The organism is Bradyrhizobium sp. AZCC 2176 (assembly GCF_036924645.1).
In the GTDB taxonomy this organism is placed as follows: Bacteria; Pseudomonadota; Alphaproteobacteria; order Rhizobiales; family Xanthobacteraceae; genus Bradyrhizobium.
The window spans coordinates 342,842-369,170 of record NZ_JAZHRX010000001.1 but is presented as its reverse complement, the minus strand read 5'-3'; the positions used below and the strand labels follow the sequence as shown (position 1 = coordinate 369,170).

24 protein-coding genes are annotated in these 26,329 nt (G+C 63.8%); 12 read left to right on the top strand and 12 right to left on the bottom strand.

All coding sequences use genetic code 11. The annotated features are described in order from the left end of the window. Position 1: 1 nt before the first annotated feature. From V1288_RS01625 to V1288_RS01610, 4 genes are all read right to left on the bottom strand, one after another. Positions 2 to 1,297, bottom strand: a complete 1,296-nt coding sequence (locus tag V1288_RS01625) for an O-acetylhomoserine aminocarboxypropyltransferase (RefSeq protein WP_334355417.1) — start codon at positions 1,295 to 1,297, stop codon at positions 2 to 4. A 45-nt stretch (positions 1,298 to 1,342) separates the two neighbouring features. Further along, positions 1,343 to 2,647 (bottom strand): nicotinate phosphoribosyltransferase, encoded by a 1,305-nt coding sequence (gene pncB, locus V1288_RS01620; RefSeq protein ID WP_334355416.1) that lies wholly within the window; start codon positions 2,645 to 2,647, stop codon positions 1,343 to 1,345. A 69-nt stretch (positions 2,648 to 2,716) separates the two neighbouring features. Beyond that, entirely contained in the window at positions 2,717 to 6,268 is a 3,552-nt protein-coding gene (locus V1288_RS01615; RefSeq protein ID WP_334355415.1) for a molybdopterin cofactor-binding domain-containing protein, read from the bottom strand. Continuing rightward, the gene (locus V1288_RS01610; RefSeq protein WP_334355414.1) at positions 6,268 to 6,750 is read right to left on the bottom strand and encodes a (2Fe-2S)-binding protein; all 483 of its coding nucleotides are present in this window, start codon (positions 6,748 to 6,750) and stop codon (positions 6,268 to 6,270) included. Before V1288_RS01610 ends, V1288_RS01615 begins: the two co-directional genes overlap by 1 nt. Before the next feature lie 286 nt (positions 6,751 to 7,036). Between V1288_RS01610 and V1288_RS01605 the strand changes: the two genes are divergently transcribed. The 8 genes from V1288_RS01605 (at position 7,037) to V1288_RS01570 (ending at position 15,319) form a co-directional block, all read left to right on the top strand. Then, positions 7,037 to 8,482 carry a 6-hydroxynicotinate reductase gene (locus V1288_RS01605; RefSeq protein ID WP_334355413.1) on the top strand — a complete coding sequence of 482 codons (1,446 nt, stop codon included), beginning with the start codon at positions 7,037 to 7,039 and terminating at the stop codon, positions 8,480 to 8,482. Next, positions 8,479 to 9,387: a UPF0280 family protein gene (locus V1288_RS01600; RefSeq protein ID WP_334355412.1), complete on the top strand. Its 909-nt coding sequence runs from the start codon at positions 8,479 to 8,481 to the stop codon at positions 9,385 to 9,387. Before V1288_RS01605 ends, V1288_RS01600 begins: the two co-directional genes overlap by 4 nt. Before the next feature lie 18 nt (positions 9,388 to 9,405). Further along, positions 9,406 to 9,990, top strand: coding sequence for an amino acid synthesis family protein (locus tag V1288_RS01595; RefSeq protein ID WP_057833511.1), 585 nt, complete (start codon positions 9,406 to 9,408; stop codon positions 9,988 to 9,990). Between the two features lie 25 nt (positions 9,991 to 10,015). Continuing rightward, entirely contained in the window at positions 10,016 to 11,218 is a 1,203-nt protein-coding gene (locus V1288_RS01590; RefSeq protein ID WP_334355411.1) for an ABC transporter substrate-binding protein, read from the top strand. 240 nt (positions 11,219 to 11,458) lie between these two features. Further along, a complete protein-coding gene (locus tag V1288_RS01585) occupies positions 11,459 to 13,345 on the top strand; it encodes an ABC transporter permease (protein WP_334355410.1) in 1,887 nt (628 codons plus the stop codon). Further along, a complete protein-coding gene (locus V1288_RS01580) occupies positions 13,342 to 14,133 on the top strand; it encodes an ABC transporter ATP-binding protein (protein WP_334355409.1) in 792 nt (263 codons plus the stop codon). Before V1288_RS01585 ends, V1288_RS01580 begins: the two co-directional genes overlap by 4 nt. Next, positions 14,130 to 14,834 (top strand): ABC transporter ATP-binding protein, encoded by a 705-nt coding sequence (locus V1288_RS01575; RefSeq protein ID WP_334355408.1) that lies wholly within the window; start codon positions 14,130 to 14,132, stop codon positions 14,832 to 14,834. The genes V1288_RS01580 and V1288_RS01575 overlap by 4 nt, the downstream gene beginning before the upstream one ends. Positions 14,835 to 14,863: 29 nt before the next feature. Beyond that, complete coding sequence (locus V1288_RS01570; protein WP_334355407.1) at positions 14,864 to 15,319, top strand: MarR family winged helix-turn-helix transcriptional regulator; 456 nt, start codon at positions 14,864 to 14,866, stop codon at positions 15,317 to 15,319. A gap of 16 nt (positions 15,320 to 15,335) precedes the next feature. Here V1288_RS01570 and V1288_RS01565 read toward each other — a convergent pair whose 3' ends face one another. Together V1288_RS01565 and V1288_RS01560 are read right to left on the bottom strand one after the other, a co-directional pair. Then, positions 15,336 to 16,001 carry a hypothetical protein gene (locus tag V1288_RS01565; protein ID WP_334355406.1) on the bottom strand — a complete coding sequence of 222 codons (666 nt, stop codon included), beginning with the start codon at positions 15,999 to 16,001 and terminating at the stop codon, positions 15,336 to 15,338. Positions 16,002 to 16,003: 2 nt separating this feature from the next. Next, positions 16,004 to 17,404, bottom strand: a complete 1,401-nt coding sequence (locus V1288_RS01560; RefSeq protein WP_334355405.1) for a selenium-binding protein SBP56-related protein — start codon at positions 17,402 to 17,404, stop codon at positions 16,004 to 16,006. A gap of 451 nt (positions 17,405 to 17,855) precedes the next feature. Here V1288_RS01560 and V1288_RS01555 point away from each other — a divergent pair, with 451 nt between their 5' ends. Genes V1288_RS01555 through V1288_RS01545 form a run of 3 tightly spaced genes read left to right on the top strand, consistent with a single transcriptional unit; the run spans position 17,856 to position 20,226 of the window. Further along, positions 17,856 to 18,518 (top strand): TetR/AcrR family transcriptional regulator, encoded by a 663-nt coding sequence (locus V1288_RS01555; protein ID WP_334355404.1) that lies wholly within the window; start codon positions 17,856 to 17,858, stop codon positions 18,516 to 18,518. Between the two features lie 13 nt (positions 18,519 to 18,531). Then, the gene (locus V1288_RS01550) at positions 18,532 to 19,344 is read left to right on the top strand and encodes a crotonase/enoyl-CoA hydratase family protein (protein WP_334355403.1); all 813 of its coding nucleotides are present in this window, start codon (positions 18,532 to 18,534) and stop codon (positions 19,342 to 19,344) included. Between the two features lie 24 nt (positions 19,345 to 19,368). Then, positions 19,369 to 20,226 (top strand): crotonase/enoyl-CoA hydratase family protein, encoded by an 858-nt coding sequence (locus V1288_RS01545; protein ID WP_334355402.1) that lies wholly within the window; start codon positions 19,369 to 19,371, stop codon positions 20,224 to 20,226. A gap of 39 nt (positions 20,227 to 20,265) precedes the next feature. Here the strand turns inward: V1288_RS01545 and V1288_RS01540 are convergent, their stop codons facing one another. The 3 genes from V1288_RS01540 to V1288_RS01530 form a co-directional block, all read right to left on the bottom strand. Continuing rightward, the gene (locus tag V1288_RS01540; protein WP_334355401.1) at positions 20,266 to 20,691 is read right to left on the bottom strand and encodes a DUF4399 domain-containing protein; all 426 of its coding nucleotides are present in this window, start codon (positions 20,689 to 20,691) and stop codon (positions 20,266 to 20,268) included. A gap of 18 nt (positions 20,692 to 20,709) precedes the next feature. Further along, the gene (locus V1288_RS01535; protein ID WP_334355400.1) at positions 20,710 to 22,302 is read right to left on the bottom strand and encodes an SUMF1/EgtB/PvdO family nonheme iron enzyme; all 1,593 of its coding nucleotides are present in this window, start codon (positions 22,300 to 22,302) and stop codon (positions 20,710 to 20,712) included. Between the two features lie 318 nt (positions 22,303 to 22,620). Further along, a complete protein-coding gene (locus V1288_RS01530) occupies positions 22,621 to 23,820 on the bottom strand; it encodes an amidohydrolase family protein (RefSeq protein WP_334355399.1) in 1,200 nt (399 codons plus the stop codon). Between the two features lie 155 nt (positions 23,821 to 23,975). On the opposite strand from V1288_RS01530, the gene V1288_RS01525 reads away from it, so the two are divergent. Continuing rightward, positions 23,976 to 24,749, top strand: coding sequence for a ferredoxin--NADP reductase (locus V1288_RS01525; protein WP_334355398.1), 774 nt, complete (start codon positions 23,976 to 23,978; stop codon positions 24,747 to 24,749). 10 nt (positions 24,750 to 24,759) lie between these two features. Here V1288_RS01525 and soxA read toward each other — a convergent pair whose 3' ends face one another. From soxA to V1288_RS01510, 3 genes are read right to left on the bottom strand one after another with little or no spacing between them, the layout of a single operon-like run. Further along, positions 24,760 to 25,533, bottom strand: coding sequence for a sulfur oxidation c-type cytochrome SoxA (gene soxA, locus V1288_RS01520; protein WP_334355397.1), 774 nt, complete (start codon positions 25,531 to 25,533; stop codon positions 24,760 to 24,762). Continuing rightward, positions 25,530 to 25,850 (bottom strand): thiosulfate oxidation carrier complex protein SoxZ, encoded by a 321-nt coding sequence (soxZ, locus tag V1288_RS01515; RefSeq protein ID WP_334355396.1) that lies wholly within the window; start codon positions 25,848 to 25,850, stop codon positions 25,530 to 25,532. The genes soxA and soxZ overlap by 4 nt, the downstream gene beginning before the upstream one ends. After that, positions 25,850 to 26,329, bottom strand: a complete 480-nt coding sequence (locus V1288_RS01510; RefSeq protein ID WP_334355395.1) for a SoxY-related AACIE arm protein — start codon at positions 26,327 to 26,329, stop codon at positions 25,850 to 25,852. Before V1288_RS01510 ends, soxZ begins: the two co-directional genes overlap by 1 nt.

Sequence of the window (26,329 nt, the reverse complement as noted above, 5' to 3'; positions counted from 1 at the left end):
TTCAAACCTTCTGGGATGCGCGAAGCGCCTGGCCGAGATCGTCGATAATGTCGGAAACGGTTTCGATGCCGACCGACAGCCGCACCAGCTCTTCGCCGACCCCTGCCGCCTTCAATTGTGCCGCGTCCATCTGCTGATGCGTGGTGCTGGCGGGATGAATCACCAGCGTCTTGGCGTCGCCGACATTGGCGAGGTGGCTGATCATCCGCAGTGACTCGATAAATTTTTTGCCGGCCGCACGGCCGCCCTTGATGCCGAAAGAGACAATCGATCCGGCACCGCGCGGCAGCAGTCGCTTCGCGAGTTGATAATCGGGATGATTTTCCAGCGCCGGATGCAGCACCCAGTCGACGGCCTTGTTGGCGGTAAGCGCTTCGAGGACGGCGAGCGTATTGCTCATGTGACGCTCCATGCGGACACCCAGCGTCTCGACGCCCTGCAACAATTGGAACGCGTTGGTCGGCGAGAGACACGCCCCGAAGTCGCGCAGGCCCTCGGTGCGTGCGCGCATGATGAAGGCCGCCTGGCCGAACTGCTCGTCGAAGACGATGCCGTGATAGCCGGCATAGGGTTCGGTGAGCTGAGGGAATTTGCCGGAGCCATGCCAGTCGAACCGGCCGCCATCGACGATGACGCCGCCGATCGCAATGCCGTGGCCGCCGATCCATTTGGTGGCGGAATTCATCACGAGATCAGCGCCGAACTCGATCGGGCGGCTCAGGAACGGCGTCGCAAAAGTGTTGTCGATCAAAAGCGGAATCCTGGCGTCATGCGCGATCTGCGCGACATCAGGAATATCCAGCACCTCAAGCCCGGGATTGCCGATGGTCTCGCCGATCACGAGCCGCGTGTTCGGCTTGATCGCCGCGCGGAATTCATCGAGCGCGCGCGGCTTGACGAAGGTGGTGGTGATGCCGAAGCGCGGCAGCGTGTGCGCCAGCAGGTTGATCGTGCCGCCATAGAGCGAGGCGGAGGCGACGATGTGGTCGCCGGCGTTCAGGATCGTTGCGATCGCCAGATGCATTGCGGCCATGCCGCTTGCCGTGCAGATCGCGCCGACGCCGGCTTCGAGCGCCGCCAGCCGCTCCTCGAGCACGGCCGTCGTCGGGTTGGAAATGCGCGTGTAGATGTGCCCGGCGCGTTCCAGATTGAACAGTGCGGCGGCGTGATCGGAATCCTGGAACACGTAGGACGTGGTCTGATAGATCGGAACAGCGCGGGCTCCGGTCGCGGGATCCGGGCGCTGGCCGGCATGCAGGCTCAGGGTTTCGAAAGCAGGCGGCTTGGGTGCAGGCATGCGAGGCTCGTCGGATCAACGGTTGGCAGGAAGGTGTTCGATAGTTCAGACGTGCACGGCGGTGCGGACGCGCCCGGCATTGCCGAACACGCGCAAATAGCGTTCAATCTCGGATTGCGTGCCAGTGGCCTTCTCGGGATTGTCGGACAGCTTGACCGCGGGCCGTCCGTCGACCGACGTTACCTTGCAGACCAGCGAGATTGGATCGAGATCGGCGGATCCATCCGGTGCACAGCCGACGAAATCATTGGTGAGGTTGGTGCCCCAGCCGAACGAGATGCGCACGCGCCCGGCGAAGTGGCGATACGTCTCCTCGATCGAATCGACGTCCATGCCGTCGGAAAACACCAGCAGCTTCTCCCGGGGATCGCGGCCCTTCTGCTTCCACCACTTGATGATCTCCTCGCCGGCCGTGATCGGCGGCGCGCTGTCCGGGCGAAAGCCGGTCCAGTCAGCCACCCAGTCCGGCGCGTCGCGCAAAAACACCTTGGTGCCGAAGGCATCGGGCAGGGCGATCAGGAGGTTGCCGCCGTAGGTGTGGCGCCACTGGTCGAGAATGCGATAGGGCGCCCAGCGCAATTCCTCGTCCGAGTTCGCCAGCGCCGCTGCGACCATCGGCAGTTCATGCGCGTTGGTGCCGATCGCTTCGAGATCGTTGTCCATCGCCAGCAGCACGTTGGAGGTTCCGGTGAAGGAGGGACCGAGCCCTTCCTTGACGGCCTCGACGCACCAGCGCTGCCACAGATGGCCATGGCGGCGCCGCGTGCCGAAGTCGGAAAGGCGCAAGCCTTCGAGCTTGCGCAGCCGTTCGACCTTGGACCACAGCTTGGCCTTGGCGCGGGCATAGAGCACGTCGAGCACGAAGCGGCCCTGTCCCTTGGTCGCCTGTCGCGAGCGCAGCTCGTTCATGATCGCGAGCGCCGGGATTTCCCACATCGTGGTGTGGGTCCACGGCCCGTGGAAGTGCAGTTCGTACTGGCCGTCGACCTTGTTGAGCTCATATTCGGGCAGGCGGAAGTTGGCGAGCCAGTGGATGAAGTCGGGCGAGAACATCTGGGTCTTGCCGTAGAACGTATTACCGGCGAGCCAGATCAGCTCCTTCTTGGTGAAGCGGATGGTGCGGGCATGGTCGAGTTGCGCGCGCAGCTCGCCCTCATCGACGATCTCGGCAAGGCGGACCTGTCGGGTGCGATTGATGACCGAAAAGGTGACGCGCTGATCCGGATAGAATTCGCGGATCATCTGCAGCATCAGCAGCTTGTAAAAGTCGGTATCGAGCAGGCTGCGCACGATCGGGTCGAGCCGCCAGCCGTGGTTATAGGTCCGGGATGCAATGTCTGTAACTGCCATGGTGGAACTCTATCGTGCCGAAGGCCGCCCAACCAGTGGGTTTTGGCCGTGGCATGGCAGCTCAGCGCGCTATTCCTGCCGAATGCGCTCGACCGCGGCGTGAATATCGGTCCAGGCGGGCTTGTCCGGGGCAAATTGCCGCCGCAGGTAGGCGGCCAGTTCCGCGACCTGGCCATCGGTCAGGCTGTCCTTGAAGGCCGGCATATAGCCGAGGTCGGTTGCGGCCGGCTTCGCGATGCCGTGCAGGATGAGCTGGATCAGGTTGTCAGGTACCGCGCTGTGCAGATTGCTGTTCAGCGCCAGCGACGGCCGGCTGCCGAACAGCGGTGCGCCGCCCACCTCGTGACACACGGCGCAGGCGCCCTGGTAGATCCGTGCGCCGATGCCGGATGCGGCCGACGTGCGCGTGCCGGTCGAGGATTCCAGTCGCGCGGCGAGCGCTTCCTGTGCTGCTCGATCCACGGAGGTCTCGTTGAACGAAGCGAGATAGACCGCCATGGCGCGAATGTCGGATTCCGGCAACGCCGCGAGCTCCTTCACCACGGGCGCCATCGGGCCGGCGGCGACGCCGTGAAAGCGCGACTCGCCGGTTCGCAGGTAAGCGTAAAGCTCGTCCTCGCTCCACGGGATCGGCGCCTGCGACAACGACGTCAGCGCAGGCGCTTCCCAACTCTCGGCAAATCCGCCGGCGAGATAGGCGTTCGCCTTTTCCGCGCCGAGTGCGTTGCGCGGCGAATGGCATGCGCTGCAATGGCCGAGACCCTCCACCAGATAGGCGCCGCGATTCCAAGTCGCGGACCTGGTCGGATCAGGCTGGAACGTACTCGGCGTGTGGAACAGCGCGTTCCATCCCGCCATCAGCGGACGCAGGTTGAACGGAAATGCGAGCGCGTTTGTCGGCGTCTCCGTTCGCACCGCCGGCTGCGCCATCAGATAGGCGTAGAGCGCCTGCATGTCGGCGTCGGTCGTCCTGGCGAAATGCGTATAGGGAAATGCCGGGTAGAGATGCCGGCCGTCGCGATGAATGCCCTCGCGCATCGCGCGCTCGAAGGCGGGATAGGACCACCCGCCGATGCCGGTTTCGACATCGGGGGTGATATTGGTGGAGTAGATCGTACCGAACGGCGTAGGCAGCGGCTTGCCGCCGGCGTTGAGGATCCCGCTCGCCGCGGTGTGGCAGACCGCACAGTCGCCGAGCGCGGCGAGTTGCTGGCCGCGCGCAATGGTCGCCGCCGAATAGACCGAAGCATCGGGCCGCGCGATTGGCGCGATCGCGCGCCACGGCAATACCGCAGCGCCGATGCCAACCACGGCCGCGCACAGCGCGGCGGCAGTCGCGAATGCACCGCGTCGCCCGGCGAATGGATTCCGCCATCGGTTCGTGTCAGGCTGCGGCGCGGACGGCGGTGGCAGCGCCTCCGCCGCCACCTGCTCCTCGCCGCGCAATCCCCGCAAGATGCGCTCCGGCGTGAACGGCAATTCGCGAAAGCGCACGCCGGTTGCATCATAGATCGCATTGGCGATGGCAGCCGCGCTCGGGACAGAGGCGGACTCACCGACGCCGAGCGGCGGCTGATCCTGTCGCGGCAGCATCAACACGTCGATCTCGGGCACCTCTGGAAATTTGATGATGGGGTAAGCGCCCCATTCGCGCGCCGTCACGGAGGTGCGGTCGAACGACACTTCCTCCATCAGCGCGCGGCTGGTCGACTGGATGACGTTGCCGTGGATCTGGTGGCGCACGCCGTCCGGATTGATCATCAGGCCGGAATCCTGCCCGGCGACCACGCGCGTCACGCTGACGTCGCCGGTCGCCTTGTTGACCGCAACGTCCGCGATCCAGGCCGACCACGCCGCGCCGTAGCCGGGAAACTTGCTGTGCACATAGAGCGCGTAGGCAAAACCGCGGCCGCGCACGATATCTCCTTCGGATTCCCGTTCCTGCCGGGCCGGCCGCGGCTTCCAGCCGGCGCGCTCCGCCACCGCATTGACGAGATCGACCGCGCGCGGGTCCTTCAGATAGCGCAGGCGATATTCGATCGGATCGACGCCGGCTTCATCAGCGCATTCGTCGATCCAGGATTCATGCGCGAAGGTGTTGGGCAGCGCCGAGACACCGCGCAGCCACGAGGCGCGCACGATCGGCGGCATGTCGTTGGCCACCACGCGCAGATTCTCGTAGTCGTAGGGCGGGATCGCGGTGCGGTCACCCATCTCGAAGATGGCGGGCGCGTGCGGGATGGTGCCGGTCAGCAGCAGCGCCAGCGTCGGCGCGCCGTTCGATGGATAGCGCGTGGCAAAATCATAACCCGCAACGCTGCCGTCCGCGTTCAATCCGCCGTTCACATCCATCAACTGCGCAGTGCCCTTGGGCTCCCACGCATGCTCCTGCTCGCGCGTCAACTGCACGCGCACAGGGCGGCCGACGGCGCGCGACAGCAGCACCGCGTCGGCGGAAACGTCATCGGCGCAGTTGCGGCCGTAGCAGCCGGCAGCCTCCATCCGGATCACCTCGATCTCGGCTTCGCGGCGATGGATCAACCGCGCCAACTCGGTGCGCAGATGATGCGGATTCTGAGTGCCCGACCAGACCCTGGTCTGGTCTTCCTGATAATCAGCGACCGCGCAGGACGGGCCGATCGAGGCGTGCATCTGATAGGGCCAGACATAGGTGCGCGGCATCGGCTTCGCGGCGCCGGCAATCGCTGCGTCGACATTACCCTTGTCGATCAGTGTTCGCGGCGTCGACGGATTGGCGCGCAGCGCGGTTTCGATGTCCTTCAGGTCGGGGAGCGTCGGCACCGGCTTCCAGGTGATCTTGAGCTGCGCCGCGGCCTTGATCGCATTCTCCTCGCGCTCGGCGACGACACCGACGAAGTCGCCGATCCTGACGACGGCGACCAGCCCGGGGATGTCGCGTACCGAAGCCTCATCCACCGCGATCAGGCTATTGCCGATGAAGTCGCCGACATCGACGCCGGCATAGGGCGGACGGACGACGCGGCCATGCAGCATGCCGGTAACGCGCATGTCGTGAACGTAAACCAGTTCACCCGTCGCCTTCGCCGGCAGATCGACGCGCGGCACCGATTGTCCGACGATGGTGTAGTTGTCGGCAGACTTCACGGCGACATCATCAACAAGTTCAAGCTGGATGGTCTCGCCCGCGATCAACTCGCCATAGCTGATGCTGCGATTGTCCTTGCCGCGGACCAGGCCGTCTTCAACGAGGAGATCCTCGACCGGGAGTTCCAGTCGCGCCGCGGCGCGTGCGACCAGAAACTGTCGCGCCTGCGCTGCGGCCTCGCGCAACGGCACGGCCGTGATCTGGATCGTTTCGCTCGCGATCGTCGCGCCCTGATTGGGAACAAGCGAGGTATCACCAAGCACGACGACGACGCGCGCAAAGGATACGTCGAGTTCCTCGGCGACGATCTGGCCGAGCGCGGTACGGATGCCGGTGCCGAGATCGACATGGCCGTTATAGGCGGTGACCGATCCGTCGGCGGTGATCCTGATGAAGGTCTCGAACTTGACGGCCTCGACGGGGGAAGCGAGACGAACGACGGAGAGCGTGCCTTGCAGCCGGTCGCGATCCTCGGGCGTATCGGGCGCCGCCATCACGCCTGCGCCTCGACGACACGGCCTGCCGCGCGCATTGCCGCCCGCATGATTTCGACATGCGCACCGCAGCGGCAGAGATGATGACGCAGCGCTTCGAGCACCTCGTCATCCGACGGGTGAGGGGAACGCAAGAGCAGCGCCTTGGTCGCGATGATCATGCCGTTGAGGCAGTAGCCGCATTGCGCGGCCTGTTCGCGGATGAACGCCTGCTGCACGGGGTCGGGATGCTCGCGCGAGCCGAGACCTTCGAGCGTCACGATGTCGCGCCCGGTACAGCCCTCGATCGGGATCACGCAGGAGCGTGCGGCGACGCCGTCGATCAGCACCGCGCAGGCGCCGCATTCGCCGAGCCCGCAGCCATATTTCGGTCCGTTCAAGGCAAGGTCGTTGCGCAGGACGTAAAGCAATGCAGTGTCGGGCGCGGCGTCGACATCGTGAGTCTTGCCGTTGACGGTCAGGCGCATCGTGCTCTGCGTCATGCTCCCCTAAGCCTTCGTTGCGCTGCAAACTACGCGCTGGACGCTTCCGAAAGATACCGTTTGTGTACAAACGTGCAAGCCGTGCGATCCCGCGCTGCAGCGTGCTGCTCGCTTTATGAACAGAGCGGCGAGGCAAATGAGGTATTATGCGGCAAGTCGTACCTTTCGCGGCAGGGGCGGCTTGACAGTGTTTCCGTCCGCGCGCAACATCATTCGTATACGAACAAAGTGATCGGGCCGTGAGGAAGCGGCTCCGGTCGGCGCCTTCTCGACTGCAGGCTTGTTCATGACCGATGCGACCGTCGCCGGTGGCGACAAGATCCGCTGCGATGCCTGTCCGGTGATGTGCTACATCAAGCCGGGCGCGGCCGGCGCTTGCGATCGCTATGCCAATCACAACGGCGAACTGGTGCGCGTCGATCCGCATATCGTGCTGGAGCAGACGGTATCGCATGGCGGACGGCTGGTGCCGTTCCAGGCCGGCGGCGATTGGGACGGCAAGATCGTCCACGAGCCGAACGTATTCGTCACCGCCATTGGCGCCGGCACCACCTATCCTGACTACAAGCCGGCGCCCTTCATCGTGTCGTCGGAGATCGACGGCGTCGACATGGTCACCGTCGTGACCGAGGGCATTTTCAGCTATTGCGGCGTCAAGGTGAAGATCGACACCGACCGCTATCTCGGCCCGGAGACGGCAACCGTCCGCGCGGAAGGCGAGGCGATCGGCCATGTGACGACCAGCGAATACGGCTCGCAGATGCTCTCCCTGGGCGGCGTGCATCATCTGACCGGCGGTTCCAAGAAGGAGGGCCGCGTCACCTGCGACGCGCTGATGGATCTCTCGAACTGCAAGCCGGTGGAACTGACGATCGACGGCGGCGCTACCGTCGTGGTGCAGGCCGGTCATCCCCCGATCGTCAATGGGGTCGCCGAAGAGCGCATGCGGGTGGGTTGCGGCTCGGCAACGATCGGCATGTTCGCCAAACAATGGCATGGCAAGGTCGATGAGGTGGTTGTCGTGGACGACCATATCACCGGTGTTCTCAGTGAACACCAGGCCGGCAAGCTGCTCGATATTCCCGATACCGGGATCAAGATGAAGGGACGGCGCTCGACGCCCGGCCGTTACTTCCAGGTCGCCGATCCCGGCACCGGCTGGGGCGGCACCAATATTTCCGATCCGCTGTCTGTGCTGGGGCCATTCAATCCGAAGGAGGCGCGGCCCGGCCTGACCATGCTGATGGTCTCGACCACGGGCGAGCACGCGGCCTATTACGAGCTTGATGAAGCGCTGCGGCCGATCGAAAAGCAGATGCCACCCGATCTCCGGTTCTCGGTCGAGCGTATTCAGGAGAATTGCGAGCCGGCGCTGTGCACGGTGCTGTTCATGGGCGGCGCTGGCGGCTCGCTGCGCGCCGGCGTCACCGACAATCCGGTGCGGCTGACGCGCTCGGTCAAGGACGCGTTGACGCGGGTCACCAGCGGCGGTGCGCCGGTTTATGTCTGGCCGGGCGGCGGCATCACCTTCATGGTCGACGTCACACAGATGCCGGCCGGCGCGTTTGGCTATGTGCCGACGCCGGCACTGGTGGCGCCGATCGAATTCACGCTGCGGCTTTCTGATTATGCCGCGCTTGGCGGCCACATGGATCACGTCCGTCCGCTGGCGTCGCTGCGGGACAACACTGAAACCCGCCCGATGCCTTACATACCGGGACGGCGCGCATGAAACGGCTTCCGCAAATCGCACTTCTTCCAGATGGCAAGCGGCTGCATTTGCAGGACGGTCCGATCGACCTGATTATCGAGGCAAAGGGCAGGGATGGGGAAGTGCGCGCTGTGTATGAGGCGGCGGCACGACGCTTTACCGGCCTGCTCGATGAACTCTGCGAGGAGTTGGTTGAACTTCGGAGGGCCGCGGATCCGGTCCGATGCCCACTGAAGGGGGGAGTCGCACGCCGCATGCATGCGGCTGTCGCGCCGTTCGCAGCGGCTGCCTTCATCACGCCGATGGCAGCCGTGGCCGGCAGCGTTGCGGAGGAGATCCTCGGCGCGATGCTTGCCGCGGCACGGCTCGACCGCGCTTACGTCAATAATGGCGGCGACATCGCGCTGCATCTCGCCGGCGGCGAGCAATTCACCGTTGGTCTGATGGATCGGCCCGACCGGCATGGCCTGATGCGAACGGTGGCGATTGACGCGGATGATTCGGCGCGGGGCGTCGCGACCAGCGGGCGGCACGGCCGCAGTTTTTCGCTTGGGATTGCCGACGCCGTCACCGTGCTGGCGAGAACGGCGTCGCAGGCGGATGCCGCGGCCACCATCATCGCAAACGCCGTCGATCTGCCCGGCCATCCCGCCGTGATCCGCTGCCCCGCGAACGAGTTGCAGCCCGACAGCGACCTCGGAACGCGGCTTGTCACCCGTGACGTCGGCGTGCTCCGGCAAGGCGAGATCGACGACGCGTTGAGGGCCGGGGTTAGCCGGGCACAGCAATTGCTTGCGGCGGGATTGATCGAAGGTGCGGCCTTGCGTCTACTAGGCGAGATGGCTGTGGTGGGTGCAACAGGGATCGGGAAGCAAGCGTTGCCGGCGCTTCATGGAAGCGCGCTAGAAAGAGCGATGCATGTTTGATCGGGAGCGAGACTGACAATGAGCGCGATCATTCGCAAGATCGTTACGGTGGTCGAAGAGACCCATCTGGAGATGGGACAAAAGGTTGCGCCGCCGACGCGGCGGGCCGCAGCGATCGCTGTCATCGAGAATCCCTTCGCGGGCCGCTATGTCGAGGATCTCTCGCCCCTGATCGAAATCGGCGAAGAGCTAGGCGATCTGCTTTCGAAGAGAGCGGTGGCGGCGCTCGGCATCGACGGCGCCAAGGCGCACAGCTATGGCAAGGCTGCAGCCGTCGGCGAAAACGGCGAACTGGAACATGCAGCAGCGATCCTGCATCCGAAGATGGGCGCGCCGGTGCGCAAGGTCCTGAGCAAGGGCGCGGCGCTGATCCCGTCATCGAAGAAGCGCAGCGGCCCGGGGACGACGCTGGATATTCCGCTGGGTCATAAGGATGCGGCGTTTGTGCGCAGCCATTTCGACGGCATGGAAGTGCAGATCAACGATGCGCCGCGCGCCAACGAGATCATGGTCGCGGTTGCGGTCACGGACAGCGGCAGGCCGTTGCCGCGGGTCGGCGGACTGACGGTTTCGGAAGTCAAAGGCGAAGATGGTTTGCGATAATTTAACAAGGGTATTGGAGGTAGGGATGCGACGTAGACACGTACTGGGAGCAGGTTTGGCGATCGCGGTTGCGGGCATGGCGGGCAGCGCCATGGCGCAGAGCGAGATCAAGATCGGAGAGATCAACAGCTATTCGCTGTTGCCCGCCTTCACCGAACCCTATCGCAAGGGCTGGCAGCTTGCGGTCGAGGAAGTCAATGCGGCTGGCGGCATCAACGGCAAGAAGCTCGTGGTCATCTCCAAGGACGACGGGGGCAAGCCTGCGGATGCGCAGACGGCGGCCAACGAACTGGTGTCCAGCGAGAACGTTGCGATGCTGACGGGCACGTTCCTGTCCAACATTGGTCTCGCCGTCTCTGACTTCGCCAACCAGAAGAAAGTCTTCTTCCTGGCGGCGGAGCCGCTGACCGACGCCGTCACCTGGTCCAAGGGTAATCGCTACACCTTCCGCCTGCGCCCCTCCAACTACATGCAGGCGGCGATGCTGGTGGAGGAAGCCGCAAAGCTGCCGGCCAAGCGCTGGGCGACGATTGCGCCGAACTACGAATACGGCCAGTCCGCGGTCGCGGTGTTCAAGAAGCTGATGTCGGAGAAACGTCCGGACATCCAGTGGGTCGACGAGCAGTGGCCGCCGCAGGGCAAGATCGACGCCGGTCCGGTGGTGCAGGCGGTTGCTGCAGCCAATCCCGAAGCAATCCTCAACGTCACCTTCGGCGCCGATCTGGTAAAACTCGTGCGCGAGGGCAACACCCGCGGGCTGTTCAAGGGACGCTCGGTGGTGTCCTTCCTCACCGGCGAGCCGGAATATCTCGATCCGTTGAAGGAAGAGACGCCGGAGGGCTGGATCGTCACGGGTTACCCCTGGTACGACATCAAGACGCCGGACCATGACAAATTCCTGAAAGCCTATCAGGCCAAGTACAACGACTATCCGCGCCTCGGCTCGATCGTCGGCTACCAGACCATCAAGGCGGCAGCGGCGATCCTCGCCAAAGCCAATTCGACCGATCCGGAGAAGCTGATCGCCGCGACCGAAGGCCTGTCGATGCCGTCGCCGTTCGGCGAGATTACCTTCCGCAAGATCGATCACCAGTCGACGCTCGGGGCCTATGTCGGCAAGACCGCGCTGAAGGATGGCAAAGGCGTGATGGTGAACTCGGTCTATCGAAAGGGCGCGGACTATCTCCCTGGCGATGCGGAAGTGGCCAAGCTCCGTCCGAAGGATTGATCTTCTCTCTCTCCCTCTCCCCGCCCTTCGCGGGGTCGAGACGAGCGAAGCTCGCTCTTGGAGGGTTGGGGTGAGGGGCTCTCTCCACGAGCCGTATGTCGGTTGATAGACCTGTACCCCTCACCCGAAATTCAAGCTGGCGCTTGAATTTCGACCTCTCCCCGCAAGCGGGGCGAGGTTGAGTTGAGCCCTGCAACGCGAATCTAATTCGACGCGATCACGCACCAATCCGGACCGCCGATGGCCTTTTACTTCGTTCAGTTCCTGACCGGTCTCGCCAGCGCGGCATCGCTGTTTCTGGTCGCGTCGGGGCTATCGATCATCTTCGGCGTGACGCGGATCGTGAATTTTGCCCATGGCGCGTTTTACATGCTCGGCGCCTACGTCGCGTTCACGCTGACCGAACGGTTCTCCAGCGCGTTCGGCTTCTGGAGCGGCATCGTCGTCGCAGCACTGGTGGTGGCCGTTGTCGGCGTGCTGGTCGAGATGGTGCTGCTGCGGCGGATCTACCACGCGCCGGAATTGTTCCAGTTGCTCGCGACCTTCGGCCTGACCCTGATGGTGCAGGATATCGTCGTGCTGATCTGGGGACCCGACGATCTGCTCGGCCGCCGCGCGCCGGGCTTCAGGGGCGCGGTCGATTTCTTCGGCCAGAATATCCCGAGCTATGATCTGTTCCTGATCGCGCTCAGCCCCGTCGTGCTCGGCGTACTCTGGCTATTGTTCCAGCGCACGCGCTGGGGCGTGCTGGTGCGCGCGGCGACGCAGGACCGCGACATGGTGGCGGCGCTCGGCGTCAATCAGAAATGGCTGTTCACCAGCGTGTTTGCACTCGGCGTCTTCCTCGCGGCACTCGGCGGCGCGCTGCAGATCCCGCGCGATGCCGTGCATCACGCGCTCGACCTTCGCATCATCGTCGAAGTGTTCGTGGTGGTGGTGATCGGCGGCCTCGGCAGCATCATCGGCGCTTTCGTTGCCGCCGTGCTGGTGTCCGAACTCAATGCCTTCGGCATTCTCATTTTCCCGAAGATCTCCATCATCCTGGTGTTTTTGGTAATGGCGGTCGTGCTGATCGTGCGGCCGTGGGGCCTGTTCGGCAAGCCGGAAGCCGCCGCGCGCCGCACGCCTGGGCTGACCGTCACTCCGTGGCGACCGCTCACCTCGGGTGAGCGGCTGATGTCGCTCGGCGCGCTGGTCCTTGCGGCGATGCTGCCGCTGTTCGCCGGCAACTATGCGCTCACGGTTGGCTCGGAAATCGCGATCTATGTTATCTTCGCCGCCAGCCTGCATTTCCTGATGTCGGTCGGCGGGCTCGCCTCGTTCGGCCATGCCGCCTATTTTGGGCTTGGCGCCTATGGCGTCGCGTTCCTCGCCAAGGCGGCGGGACTGCCGATGATCATCTCGCTGCTGCTCGGCCCGCTGCTGGGCCTGCTCGGCGCGGCCGTGTTCGGCTTCTTCGCCGTGCAACTCTCCGGTGTCTATTTCGCGATGCTGACGCTGGCCTTTGCGCAGATCGTCTGGTCGATCGCATTCCAGTGGGTGACGGTGACCGGCGGCGACAACGGCATTTTGGGCGTCTGGCCGGACAAGTGGGCCGCGGGCCCGGCCGGTTTTTACTGGCTGTCGCTCGCGATCGCCGCGCTCGCGGTCATGGTGTTGCGCGTCATCGTATTCTCGCCGTTCGGGTTTGCGTTGCGCGCGACGCGGGATTCGCCGCTGCGCAGCGAAGCGATCGGCATCAACGGCAAGCGCGTGCAGTGGACGGCCTTCGTCATATCGGGCACGGTCGCGGGGATCGGCGGCGCGCTGTTCGCCTATCTGAAGGGGAGCGTTTTTCCTGACAGCCTCGGCATCTCGCTGTCGGTCGACGCGCTGGTCATGGTGCTGCTCGGCGGCGTCGAGACAGTTTCCGGCGCGGTGATCGGCGCCATCGTCTTCAAGGCGGCCAACATCTGGCTGGTCAGCCAGACCGATCTCTCGAAACTGGTGCTGGGCGGCTTCATCGTGCTGATGGTAGTGGCCTTCCCGAAGGGAATCGTCGGCACGCTGGAGGCCATCAGGAATCGCCGGCGATCCCCTGAGAGAAAATCCGGGCTTGCCACCTCACGGATCGAGACTGCCGAATGAGCATGGTCCCCACATTGCTGTCGGTCGAGGGTTTAAGCAAATCCTATGGCGGCGTGCATGCCGTGCGCAGCGTGTCGTTCGAATTGCGCGCGGGCGAAATCCTGGCGCTGATCGGCCCCAACGGCGCCGGCAAGAGCACCTGCTTCGATATGCTCAACGGCCAGAACATCCCGGACAGCGGCCGGATCAATCTGCTCGGCGAGGACACGGTGGGCCGGAAGCCGCGCGCGATCTGGCGGCTCGGCGTCGGGCGCACGTTTCAGATCACGGCGACGTTCCCGACCATGACCGTGCGCGAGAACGTGCAGGTCGCGCTGGTATCCTATGGCAGGCAATTGTTCAATCTCTGGGGCTCGACCGCAAGCTACGCGCGCGACGAAGCCGGCCGGCTGCTCGATCTCGTCGGCATGGGCGCCTATGCGGGGCGTCCCTGCGGCGAACTCGCCTATGGCGATCTCAAGCGGCTGGAACTCGCGATCGCGCTCGCCAACCAGCCGAAACTCTTGCTGATGGACGAGCCGACCGCCGGCATGGCGCCGCGCGAGCGGATCGAGTTGATGCGGCTCACCGCGCGCATCGCCCGCGAGCAATCGATCGGCGTGCTCTTCACCGAACACGACATGGATGTGGTGTTCGAACACGCCGACCGCATCCTGGTGCTCAACCGCGGCAGCCTGATCGCCGAAGGGTCGCCCGAGGAAGTCCGCGGCAATCCGCAGGTACGCGCCATCTATCTCGGCGAGGGCCTTGTCTACGACGCGCGCCACCGCGAGGGGGCTGGCGCATGAAGCTGCAGGTCGCCGATCTCAACAGTTTCTATGGCCCGGCGCACATCTTGTTCGATATCGCGCTGGAAGTAGGCCAAGGCGAGGTCGTGGCGCTGCTCGGGCGCAACGGCGCCGGAAAGTCGACGACGTTCCGTTCCATCGTCGGGCTGGTCGAGAACCGCTCGGGGAGGATTGTATTCGAAGGCAAGGACGTCTCCCGCGAGCCGACGCACGCGATCGTGCGCGGCGGGCTCGGCTACGTGCCGGAGGAGCGGCGCATCTTCACCGACCTGACGGTCGAGGAAAATCTCGAAGTCGGCCGTCAGCCGAAGCGGCCGAACGCGCCGCAGTGGACGCGCGAAAAGCTGTTCACGCTGTTTCCGAACCTCGGCGAAATGCGCAACCGCCCGGGCGGGCGCATGAGCGGCGGCGAACAACAGATGTTGACCATCGCGCGGACGTTGATGGGCAATCCGTCGCTGGTACTGCTCGACGAGCCGTCGGAAGGATTGTCGCCGAAGATCGTCGAACAGATGGTCGAAGCCATTCTCGCGATGAAGCGAGAAGGCGTCAGCATCGTGGTCTCGGAGCAGAACCTGCATTTCGCGCGGTTGATCTCCGACCGCGCCTACATCATCGAGCGGGGCAAGATCTGCTTCGGCGGCACGATGGCGGAACTCGACGCGCGGCCGGACATCCGGGACGCGCATCTGTCGCTGTAGGCGACTGGCAAGGGAAGGGCGGGGCGCAGATGGCAAGGAGTGTTTCGCCAAGACGAGCGGTCAAGCCCGCACGGCCGTCCTACATCCTCGACGAGCAGATCGGCTTCATCCTGCGCCAGGTCTGGCAGCGCCACGCCACCATCTTCGCGCGCGAAATCGGCATCAACCTGACGCCGACGCAATGGGCCGCAGTTGCCAAATTGACCGAGACCGGGCCGTGCTCGCAAAACCTGCTCGGACGGCTGACGGCGATGGACGTCGCGACCATCAAGGGCGTGATCGACCGCCTCACCGCTCGAGGACTTACCGAGACCAGCCCGGATCCCGAGGACGGCCGCCGCCTGCTGGTGAGTCTGACGCGCGCCGGCCAGCAACTCGCCGAGAAGGCCGCGCCGAACGCGCTCGCGATAACGAGGGAGACACTGGCGCCGCTCGATGCAAAGGAGCGCGAAACCCTGATCGAGCTGTTGAACAAGTTGCGCTGAACGGGCGGCTTCCGCATCAGCTCAGGTTCAGCATCAGCGCGATCGCGCCCACCAGAACGAGGCTCACGGCCCAGGTCGTATCGAGATTGAACCAGCTCTGCGATATGAATTTGAGACCGAGATAGCGGTAAGCCAGCCACGCACAACATCCGCCGGCGGCGATCATCGCGGCGGCGTGGACGGCGGCAACCAGCACGGCCATGCCGAGATTGGCATTGATGAGCGTGCCGGCGGCGGCGTGGCCGCTGTCGAGTTGGGCTTCCCGGCAGAGCCCGAGATAGATCGGCACCAGCATCAGCGCGGCGCCATGCGCGAGCGCCACGGCGAACGACCAAAGTCCTAATTGCGCCGGTGATATCCTCGCCAGCACTTTCGGATGGCGCCGGTTGGCAAGCCGGTAAAGACCGAAGGCGATGACGAGGAGGCTGGCACCGATCTGTATCGTGCGTTGCCATTCGACCACGGCAACCAGCAGCGCGAAGGGCAGGATCACCAGCAGCATCGCGAGCAGATGGCCGGCCGTGAGCGGTCCAAGCGCAGCCACCAGCGCCCGCGGATTCCTTTCCATCAATCCGGCCGAAACGGCGAGCGGCCACCCCATGCCCGGGTTGACGCCATGGTAGAGGCCGCTTGCGATCACTGCCAGCCAGAGCCAGGCAGGTGTCCAGTCGGCTGCGCTCAAATTCAAACCGACGGATAACAGAACGAATCCGTCGAACAGTCACCGCCGTCGAGCCGGACTTGATGCGCGCGGTATCCGTCGGGGAAACTGACCCAGTAGTCTCGTGCCAGTTCGAGGCCGCCGTCCGGTTTCGTATCGGCCATCACCATGGCGCCCGGGACACCGTCAGGATAGAACTGGTCATCCCACGTCGAGTAAAGCGAGTTGGTCCAGTACACCCGCTTGCCGTCGCGGCTGATCTCGACCATTTGCGGACCGCCGCCAAAGGCCTTGCCGTTCGGGTGCGGCGTGCGCCGCGCGATGCCGCCGATGCGTACCGAGCCGGCAAGCTTCGGCCTTCGCGGTTCGCTGACATTGTATTGACGCATCTCGCCGGTGCCCCAGCAGGCGACGTAGAGGAATTTGTCATCCATCGACAGGTCGATATCAGATACCAATGGCGGCACCGCACCGAAGCCCTGCAGAAGCGGCGGCAGTTGCTCCTTCGGCGCGGGCTCGGGGGAAATCGTCGCCGTCTTCTCGATACGAAACTTGCCGCCCTCGCGCCACCAGGTCCAGATCGAGCCTTCGAGATTTGTGGTGTCGACCACGACGCCGAGGAAGCCGTATTCGCGAACCGGATCGTGTGCGGGGCGCACTTCCAGCGCCATCTGATGGTTGGCGCCGAGATCGATGGTCTGGACATTCCGCCGAGCGCGCAGATCCCAGAAGTGGATCCGATGGCCATATTTGTTGGAGAGGAGATCCTCGGGCACGATGCCGTTCTCGAACTGTGGCGGCAACGCCCACTCGCTCGTCACCATGTAGTCACGCGGCAGGTTCCACCAGAAGTCATAGTGCAGTGTTTGCGGACCGCGATCGATCTCCCACCGTCCGAGCACGTCGAACGTCTCGCAATCCATGATGAAGACGCCGGGCGGTCCGTCGGTGCCGTTCTTGCCACCGCCGCCGAGTGTAGAGACGTAGATGCCTTCCGGCCCGCAATGAACCGTGTGGGGCCGCGAGTATCCGGTCTTCCTGAAGATTTCCTCCGGCTCGATGATCTTGTGTATCGCCGCCTTGGTGGGATCCGGCTTGGTATCGACGATGTAAATGCGGGATGACCGCATGCCGGGGATGATGAGATAGCGGCGTTCGAGGAAGGCGTGTCCGGTGAGCGGCGATAGCGCTGACGAGCAGGCGTTCCAGCCGAAATGGTGAAACTCGTCGCCCTTGTTCGGCATCGTCACGGTGTGAACGACCTGGCTGTAGCTCTGGGAGCCTGGATTGACGTCGATGACGGCCAATGCGTCTGGCTTCGAAGAGTCCGGGCTGAGCAGCACAGTGTAGGCGAAGCTCTCCGGCGGAGCTTCCATGGCAAGCTTTGGCGAAGCGTGAAACGTGGGGTCGGGCCGAATGTTCATCGTACTGCCTCCCTGTTTGCCTCGATGGATAGCAACACGGCTCAGCGGCATGCAGCAGCAAGAAATGACCCGGCGCGTTGAGTTCCTCTCGCGAGTGCCGCCGGCCGAGGTTTGCCCCATCGACAATACACCGCAATACGGCAAGCGAAAATAACGATGGTGCGACCAATCCGCCGCGCGACGCAAAGGGCCCGGAATACGCGCCAGCGCAGCTTCGATCATCGCCGTTCCGCTCGCGACGCAGGGGTGGCGCCAGCGATGGCGCCCGCAAAATCCCAGCGGCATCTCTGGGCTCGTCATCGCTCAGCAGCGTCCGGCGAGGAAATGTGACGTCGCCCGCGCTCGTTCCCCGTGCAATCGATGCCTTGATCTACGGCGTCAGATTTGCGTGCCCTGTAGAAATTGTTGTTACCATTGACAGCATGCAGAACTGTTTGATAACGATGTTATCGTGAGCAGGACCGCAACCGCTGCAAAGGACTGGTCGGACGTCGTGAGGGGAGCGAAGCGCGAGCTTCTGCTGCGCGCGGCGCGCGACGAATTCGCCGAGCAGGGATTGGAAGGCGCCACCATGCGCGGCATCGCGGTTCGTGCCGGCTGCACGACGGGCGCGATCTATCCGCTGTTCGACAGCAAGGAGGCGATCTATGCCGAACTGCTGAAGCAGTCGCTGGCGGCGCTCGATGCCTGTGTTGCCAAGGCCGTGGCTAAAGCGCGGACGCCGGAGGCGCGGGTCGAGGCCGCCTGCGGCGCCTTCCTGAACTACTACCTCGACCACCGGTTCGAGATAAATCTGGGCCTCTATGCATTCCGCGGCCTCAAGCGGTTGGGCATCGGCAAGCCGTCGGATGAGGAACTCAACCAGGCGCTATGGAAGGTGCTCGAACGCATCGCCTTGCCGCTAACTAAAGTGCGCGGCCTCAAGGCTTCAGACGTTCGGCCGTGGGTGGCGCTGCTCACCAGCCAGATGATAGGGGCTCTCGTGCTGCAGATCGCGGGCCGGCTGGATTTTCTCCAAACCGGCGCGCAGGCACTGCTTCGCATGATGCTGGCGCAATGCCTTGCCCCGACGATGTCGAAGAACGTAAAGGCCGCACGCAAATCAAGACAGTAAGGGAGTAAGCGAAATGGTCCGGGTCGAAAAGCAGGGCGCGGTGTGGACCGTCATCCACAGCCGGTTTGCAGAAGCGCGCAACGCGATGGATCCCGACAGCGCGGACGCGCTGGCAGCGGCCTTCAGGGAATTCGACGCCGACGATTCCGCAAGCGTCGCGGTGCTGTGGGGCGAGGGCGGCGGGTTCTGCGCCGGCTGGGATCTCAAATTCGCCAGCACGCTTGGTGATCGCGACGCCTTTCAGCGCCATGTCGTCGATGGCCTGGCGTTCCCCACCGGCGCAAATCCTGCGCCGCGCGGTCCGCTCGGGCCGACGCGGCTGGAATTGTCGAAGCCGGTGATCGCCGCGGTGGAGGGAGCGGCGGTTGCCGGCGGCATGGAGCTTGCGCTGTGGTGCGATATCCGCGTGATGGCCGAGAGCGCCTATTTCGGCGTCTATTGCCGGCGCTGGGGAATCCCGCTGTTGGACGGCGGCAGCGTTCGTCTGGCGCGGCTGGTCGGGCAGGGACGGGCGATGGAAATCATCCTCACCGGGCGCAAGGTCCCGGCCGACGAAGCGCTGCGCATCGGCATGTGCGAACAAGTAGTCGAGACCGGTGGCGCGCGTGCCGCGGCCGAGGCGATGGCGCGCGAGATCGCACGGTTTCCGCAAGCGGCAGTTCGTGCCGATCGTCGTTCGGTGGTCGAGACCTACGGCCTGCCGGTCCGCGATGCCTTGCGCCAGGAATGGACCAACGGCGTTGAAGCCATCTTTAAGGAAGGCGCCAGCGGCGCCGCGCGCTTTGCCGGCGGCAGGGGTCGCCACGGCGATTTTGCCAAGATCTGAATTCTTCGATCCAGGGAGCCCGTCATGGCCAAAGTCCTGTACGAGCGCGACGGCCGCATCGCGCGCATTACGCTGAACCGGCCGGAAGTCATGAATGCAATCGACGACGAGTTGCCGGGCGCGCTCGCGGACGCGGTGGCGCGTGCCGATAACGATCCGGGCGCGCATGTGATCGTACTTGCCGGCGCCGGTCGGGCCTTCTGCGCCGGATATGACCTGACGGCCTACGCCTCCGGCGATAAGGCCAATCGCTATACGCAGGAAATGCCGTGGGATCCGATGAGGGATTACGCTGCGATGTCCGACAATACCAACAAGTTCATGAGCCTGTTCCGCTCGAAGCGGCCGGTGATCTGCAAGGTTCATGGGTTTGCGGTGGCCGGCGGCTCCGACATTGCGTTGTGCTCGGACATGATCGTCATGGCGGAGGACGCCCGTATCGGCTATCCGCCGGTTCGGGTCTGGGGTTGTCCGACCACGGCGATGTGGGTCTACCGGTTAGGGGCCGAAAAGGCCAAGCGCATGCTGTTCACCGGCGACAAGATCACCGGCATTGAGGCGGCGGCGCTCGGCCTCGTACTGAAAGCCGTTCCGGCCGATCGGCTGGACGATGAGGTCGACGCGCTCGCGCACCGGATTGCGACGGTGCCGCAGAACCAGCTCATGATGCAGAAGCTGATGGTCAACCAAGCGCTCTACAATATGGGCCTGATGGGCACGCAGATGATCGCCACCGTATTCGACGGCATCACCCGGCACTCCCCCGAGGGGCTGAACTTCAAGCGGCGGTCGGAGGAGATGGGTTGGAAGCGTGCCGTCGACGAGCGTGACCAGGGCACCTTCGACTGGACGACCAATCAGCCGATCACGCAAAACAGGTAATTCGAAACGCAAGGATTCAGGGCGGCGGAGAGAGTTCCGCTATCTGACCGTGACGGTAATTTTCTGCGAGACCACCGGAGGAACGTGCGGGTAGTGTTCGGCATCGCCGAGCACGAGCTGAAGCGTGTACTTGCCGGGTGGAAGTTCGATCCGGGCTTCGGTCTGACCCGCCCCAAAATGAAGATGTGACTTGTCTTGCGGGATCGGTTCTTTCGGATTGAGCGGCTCGTTCACATTGACAAGAAGATGATGATGGCCGCTGTTTGGGTAGTTGTCGCCGGCGTGGGTTACGCCCATGTTGCGCAGACCAAAGCGGCACCAGAATGCACCTTTGATGACGGCGCCGTTCTGCGGCCACACGAAATAAAGAAGGGCATCCTTCGGCGCGGGCTTTCCCTGAGCGCACGCGGCAAACGGCAGGCAAGTGAGCGCTGCTGACAGAGCGATCCACTGCATCACCTTCATGACTGTCTCTCACGCTTCCTAGGGGGACAGTGCGACGCGGAACCCGTGTGTGGGATATCGCACGTTGGTGTCATAGCTGCCGCGGCTTGACGTCCGGGCATAGTCTGAGTCTTTCCTCCAGGAGCCGGAACGGATGACGTGCGAGGGACATGCATTCTCAACCCACGCTGATCCGTCCGCCGGAGCGCCTTGATAATTTCTGTGCCAGCAGTCTTCGACCCATTGATCGACGCTGCCGCCCATATCAAACAGCCCAAACGGATTTGGCTTCAGGCTGCCGACCTTGACCGGCTGGTCGATGGCTGGAATGTCACTGCAGTTCTTGCAATTGACCATGCCGGGCTGAAGCTGATCGCCCCACCAAAATCTGGTCTGCGTGCCGCCGCGCGCCGCATATTCCCATTCGGCTTCGCTCGGCAGCCGATACGGCTTGCGGGTGGTTTCCGCGAGCCACGCGACATATTGCTTGGCGTCGCTCCAACTCACGTTTGAAACCGGCGCATCGCCCTTTCCGCTCGCCGTGAATCCGCATGCCTTTGCGGCGGCGCATGCGTTCCATTCCTGTACGGAGACAGGAAATTTCCCCATCGCAAACGGCTTGACGGATACCTGACGGACGGGTTTTTCCGAAGCGTCTTCGTTACTGCCCATCGCGAAGCTGCCACCCCGAAGCGAGACCATCTCGGGTTCTCGAATCGACGCGGCCGCCGGCGTGGCGGGTTGACCTGCAGGCGCGGCCGGTGAAGTGGACGGCGGTAGCGGCGCGGCCTGTTTGGATGCCGGAGAGGGCTCAGACTGCGGCGCCGCCTGCTGCTGGGTTGGCGCGACCGTCGGCGCAGGCTGGGCGGGCGGCGCTGATCGTGCGGGCGCCTTCTGCACTTCAGCCGGACGTGAGACGGGAGCCGAAACCAGATTTGGCAGCTTGCCGGCTTGCAGGAGCATGTACCAGAGAGCGCCGGCCGCAATGAGCAGCACGGCAAGGCTCAGCAAAAAGATCAGAATGCCCTCGCGCCGCTTCCGGCTTTGCAGAAGCGCAGCCGGATCGGAAAGCACGCGATAGACTCGCACCGGGTCGGTGATGTTCTTGACATGGCGATCACCGAGCGATTCGTATCCGCAAACCAGCTTATGCTTTATCTGCTCGTAGATGCCGCCGGAGATATAGACTTCGCCGGGCTGAGCTATGCCTTCAAGTCGCGTGGCAATATTGACGCCGTCGCCATAAACGTCGTCGGTTTCGATGATGACATCGCCGAGATTGACGCCAATGCGATACTCGATCCAATGATGCTTCGGCAGTGCCGCGTTGCGTCCCACCAGATTTTGCTGAATTACGATGCTGCAGCGGACGGCTTCGACAGGGCTGTCGAAAATCGCAATGAACCCGTCGCCGGTGGTTTTAACGAGTCTGCCGTGATGTTCTATGATGCTGGGTTCGATGAGATCGCGCTCGATGCGCTTGACACGGTTGTGCGTGCCTTCTTCGTCGATTTGCATCAGGCGGCTGTAACCGGAGATATCGCCTGCCACGATGGCCGCAAGGCGACGCGGTGTCGGTTCGCGCGGTGGCGTGCCAACTCGGCCTGTCTTGATGTCACGAATCTGGGCCATGGTTCAGATTGGTTTCCTTGAACTGCTGCAATCTCAGCGTTAGGCAAACAATCTTTCCAGCACCGACAGCGTACCACGCTGGCCGGTTCGCCGCAAAGTAGCCGTACGAGGGTTCCACGCTGGCTGGCGGGGCTGAGTGTGAGCGCAATCACGTCCACAAGAATGAGGCGGATCGCCCGGCACGTATTCAGATCAAAACTTTCGATGACCAGAGCAGGGCAGTCCGCCACCAAGGCAGCCCGCACTTGACGGGGCTGGCCGGCAATTCGTTCGCCGCTTTCTTTTTCAGACGCGCCTGGGAGCGACGGCCCGCCGGCATCAATGCCCGCTGACGATCTCCGGCACTTTTCCGGCCGGCGGCGTGTTGCGGCTGCGCTGGGTGCGGACGATGCCGTCGATGATGGTCATGCCGATGCCCGGCAGGTCGCCGAGCTGAACGCTTTCCAGGATATTCCGGCCGGGCGAATGCTGCGCCTTGTCCATCAGGACGAAATCCGCGGAACGGCCGACTTCGATGATGCCGCAATCCAGCTCCCGCATGCGGGCGGTGTTGCCGGTCGCGAGGCAGAAGGCCAGTTCGGCGGGCAGGTCGCCGAGCGAAGACAGCATCGACACCATGCGCAAAATGCCGAGCGGTTGCACGCCGGAGCCGGCCGGCGCATCGGTGCCGAGGATGACGCGGTTGAGGTCGCCCATCTCGCGCGCGATGCGCAGCGTGAACAGCGCCGAGCGCTCGTTGCCATTGTGAACCAGTTCCAGCCCGCGCTTGCAGCCCTCGCAAATGCAGCGGATTTGGTCGTCGGGCAGCGCCGTGTGGCCGCCATTGATGTGGCCGACGACGTCGGTGTCGGCTTCCAGCACCACGTCCTTGTCGATCAGGCCGGAGCCGGGAATCGAGGGACCACCGGTGTGGATCGTACTCTGGATGCCATACTTGCGCGCCCACCCCACCATTTTCCGCGCGGTAGGTCCGTCCTTGACGCCGCCCAGGCCCACTTCGCCGAGCAGCTTGACGCCCGCCGCGGCCAATTCCTTGAAATCGTCCTCGACCATTTCGCATTCGATCACCGGCGCGCCGGCGTGAACTTTCACCCCGCCCGGACGCAGTGTCCAGAACGCGCGCTGCGCAAAGATCGCCATCGCCTTCAGGCCCACGACATCACGCGGACGGCCGGGCATGTGGACCTCGCCCGCGGAGATCATGGTGGTGACGCCGCCATGCAGATAGCTGTCGATCCAGTTGATCTGGTTCTGCCGCGGCGTCCAGTCGCCGGCGACGGGATGGACATGGCTGTCGATCAGGCCCGGGGCAACGGTGGTGCCGTTGGCATCGACCACGGTGGTTGCGCCCTCGGTGTTGACGTCCTTGAAGCGGCCGATGGCTGTGATCCTGCCGTTCTCGGCCACGATCGTGTCGCCGTCCAGGATCGGCTTCTCCAAGGCCCCCGACAGCAGCAGCCCGATATTGCGGATCACCAGCTTGCTCGGGCCGGCTGCCTGGGGCGCATCGTGGGCCATGGTTTTTCCTTTTGGTTCAATGCCTTCGGAACGCGGAACACCATCTTGCCCGTGGCTTGACGCCCGGATCAAGAAGGATTATTCATTTGTATACGAATGATCGTATACAAATGATTTGAGCATCGCAATCGGCCTCCAGCGACGGGATCGGCAAGATGAGCAATTTCAACCAGGAAAGCGTGCTGAGCGTCCATCACTGGACCGATACGCTGTTCAGCTTCACTACCACCCGCGATCCCTCGTTCCGTTTCCGCAACGGCGAATTCACCATGATCGGGCTGAAGATCGGCGAGAAGCCGCTGCTCCGCGCCTACTCAGTCGCCAGCGCCAACTACGAGGACCGGCTCGAATTCTTCTCGATCAAGGTGCCGGACGGCCCGCTGACCTCACGCCTCCAGCACCTGAAGCAGGGCGACGAGATCATCGTCAGCCGCAAGGCCACCGGCACGTTGGTCATCGACAACCTCGAAGACGGCCGCAACCTCTATCTGATCGGGACCGGCACGGGCTTGGCCCCGTTCCTCAGCGTGATCAAGGATCCCGAGACTTACGAGCGGTTCGAGAAGGTGGTGTTGCTGCACGGCTGCCGCCGCGTGAAAGAACTCGCCTATGGCGAGATGATCACCGAAAAGCTGCCGAACGACGAACTGATCGGCGAATATGTCCGTAACCAGTTGGTCTATTACCCGACCGTAACGCGCGATCCCTTCCGCAATCGCGGCCGGATCACCGACCTGATCAACTCCGGCAAGCTGTTCGCTGATATCGGGCTGGCCTCGCTCGACGCCGCGCATGACCGCGTCATGATCTGCGGCAGCCCGGCGCTGGTGGCCGATACGCGCGCGCTGCTCAACGGCAAGGGTTTCGTCGAAGGCAATCACGGCGAGCCGGCGCAGTTCGTGGTCGAGAAAGCGTTCGCGGAGCGCTGAACGCCGACAGCTAAGGCCTGACCCCCGGCGCCTCGATCGGCATCCCACGCGCCCGCGACATCAGATACAGCTCGAGTTCCACCAGTTCCGGTGCGCCATAATCATAGGCCTGCGCCCTGATCCCGGTGATGCAGGCGCGCAGGCGCCGCTGCAGTGATCCCAGGGACTGCCATTCCAGCCGGTAGAGCGGGTAGCCGGTCGGGTGCCCTTGTGTGATCGGGGAGCCGGCGAGCCGCTTGTCCCAGTTATCATCATGGCAATTGGCGCAGCCGAGATTGAGCTGGCCCTGCCGCTGCATGTAGAATTCGCGCCCTTTGGCGATGAACGGCGCGAGCTGCGGGTCGGCGCCGGTTTCGATTCGTATGCCTTGCGACTGCCGCGCGATGAAGGCCGTGAGCGCCAGCAACTCGCGGCTCTCGAAGGGCAGCGGCGTCGCCTGCTGATGGCTGCTGCGGCACGAATTGATGCGCTGCTCCAGATCGACGGGACGGCCGGTTGCCTTGTCGAAGGCGGGGTAGCGGGCGGCCACGCCCTTCATGCTGGTACGCGCATCGTCGTGACAATCGGCGCAGGCCTTGTTGGCGGCGCCTAGCTTGCGCTTCCACAACCCTTCGCCGTCGAGCACCCAGAGCATGCCGGGATTGGCGGTATCCTCGTCCTGCATCGCCTTGGTGTCCGGCTTCATGAAGTCGTAGCCGGAGCGACGTTCGGCTTGCGGGATTTCAGCGGCGAAAGCAGAGCCCGCGATCAGCAGCGCAACAGCTATGGCGCCGAAAAGTCTCATTCGACCATGATCGAGGCGGAAGCGGTTTCTGAAAACCCCTGGTCGCCGATCCATTCGAACTCGAACTTGCCGCTTTCGGTCGCGGTGGTGAAGAAGGTAATGAACGGGTTGGCGGCGATCGCCGGAAACAGGTCGGCGCGGAAAATCTCGCCGCCGTTGAAGCGGCACGTAAAGCTCGTGATGATGTTGCGCGGCACGACTTCACCTGACGCTTTATGGCGATAGCCGGTTTCCATAATGTGCGACATCAGCGTCTTGATCTCGATAATGTCGCCGCGTTTGGCTTTCGCTGGAACGTTGATCAGGGCTGTAGCCATCAGATCACCTCCTCGGTGCAGGCCGCCAGCGTCACCACGACGTCAACGCTGGTCGACCAGAACGACCCGTCCGAGAGCTTTGCGATCGCGACGATCTTCTGGCTGTCGGCGAGACGGACGCGGGTCGAAACCTGCGCGCGGCCGTTATGCGGACCGAGATGGAAATTGGCGAAGTTCGGCTGCGGATTCTTTTCGTTGAAGACGTGGATGCTCCGGACATGATCCTCCGGGGCCATCGGGTTGTCGACGCTCACCGTCATCGGTACCGTGTTGCCGTTCTCGACCAGCGGCGGGATGTCGAGCTTGACCTTGCCGGTCCGCACCGCCGCGCCGCCGGTGACGTTCTGGATCGCTGACGCCAGCATCGCGGGCGTCGCTTCCGCGGGGCGAACAATCACGATCGGGAGTGCGCCGAGCACGGCCGCGCCGCCGGCGAGGCCGAGGAACTGGCGGCGTGATGAATTTGGTGGTTGCTGCAT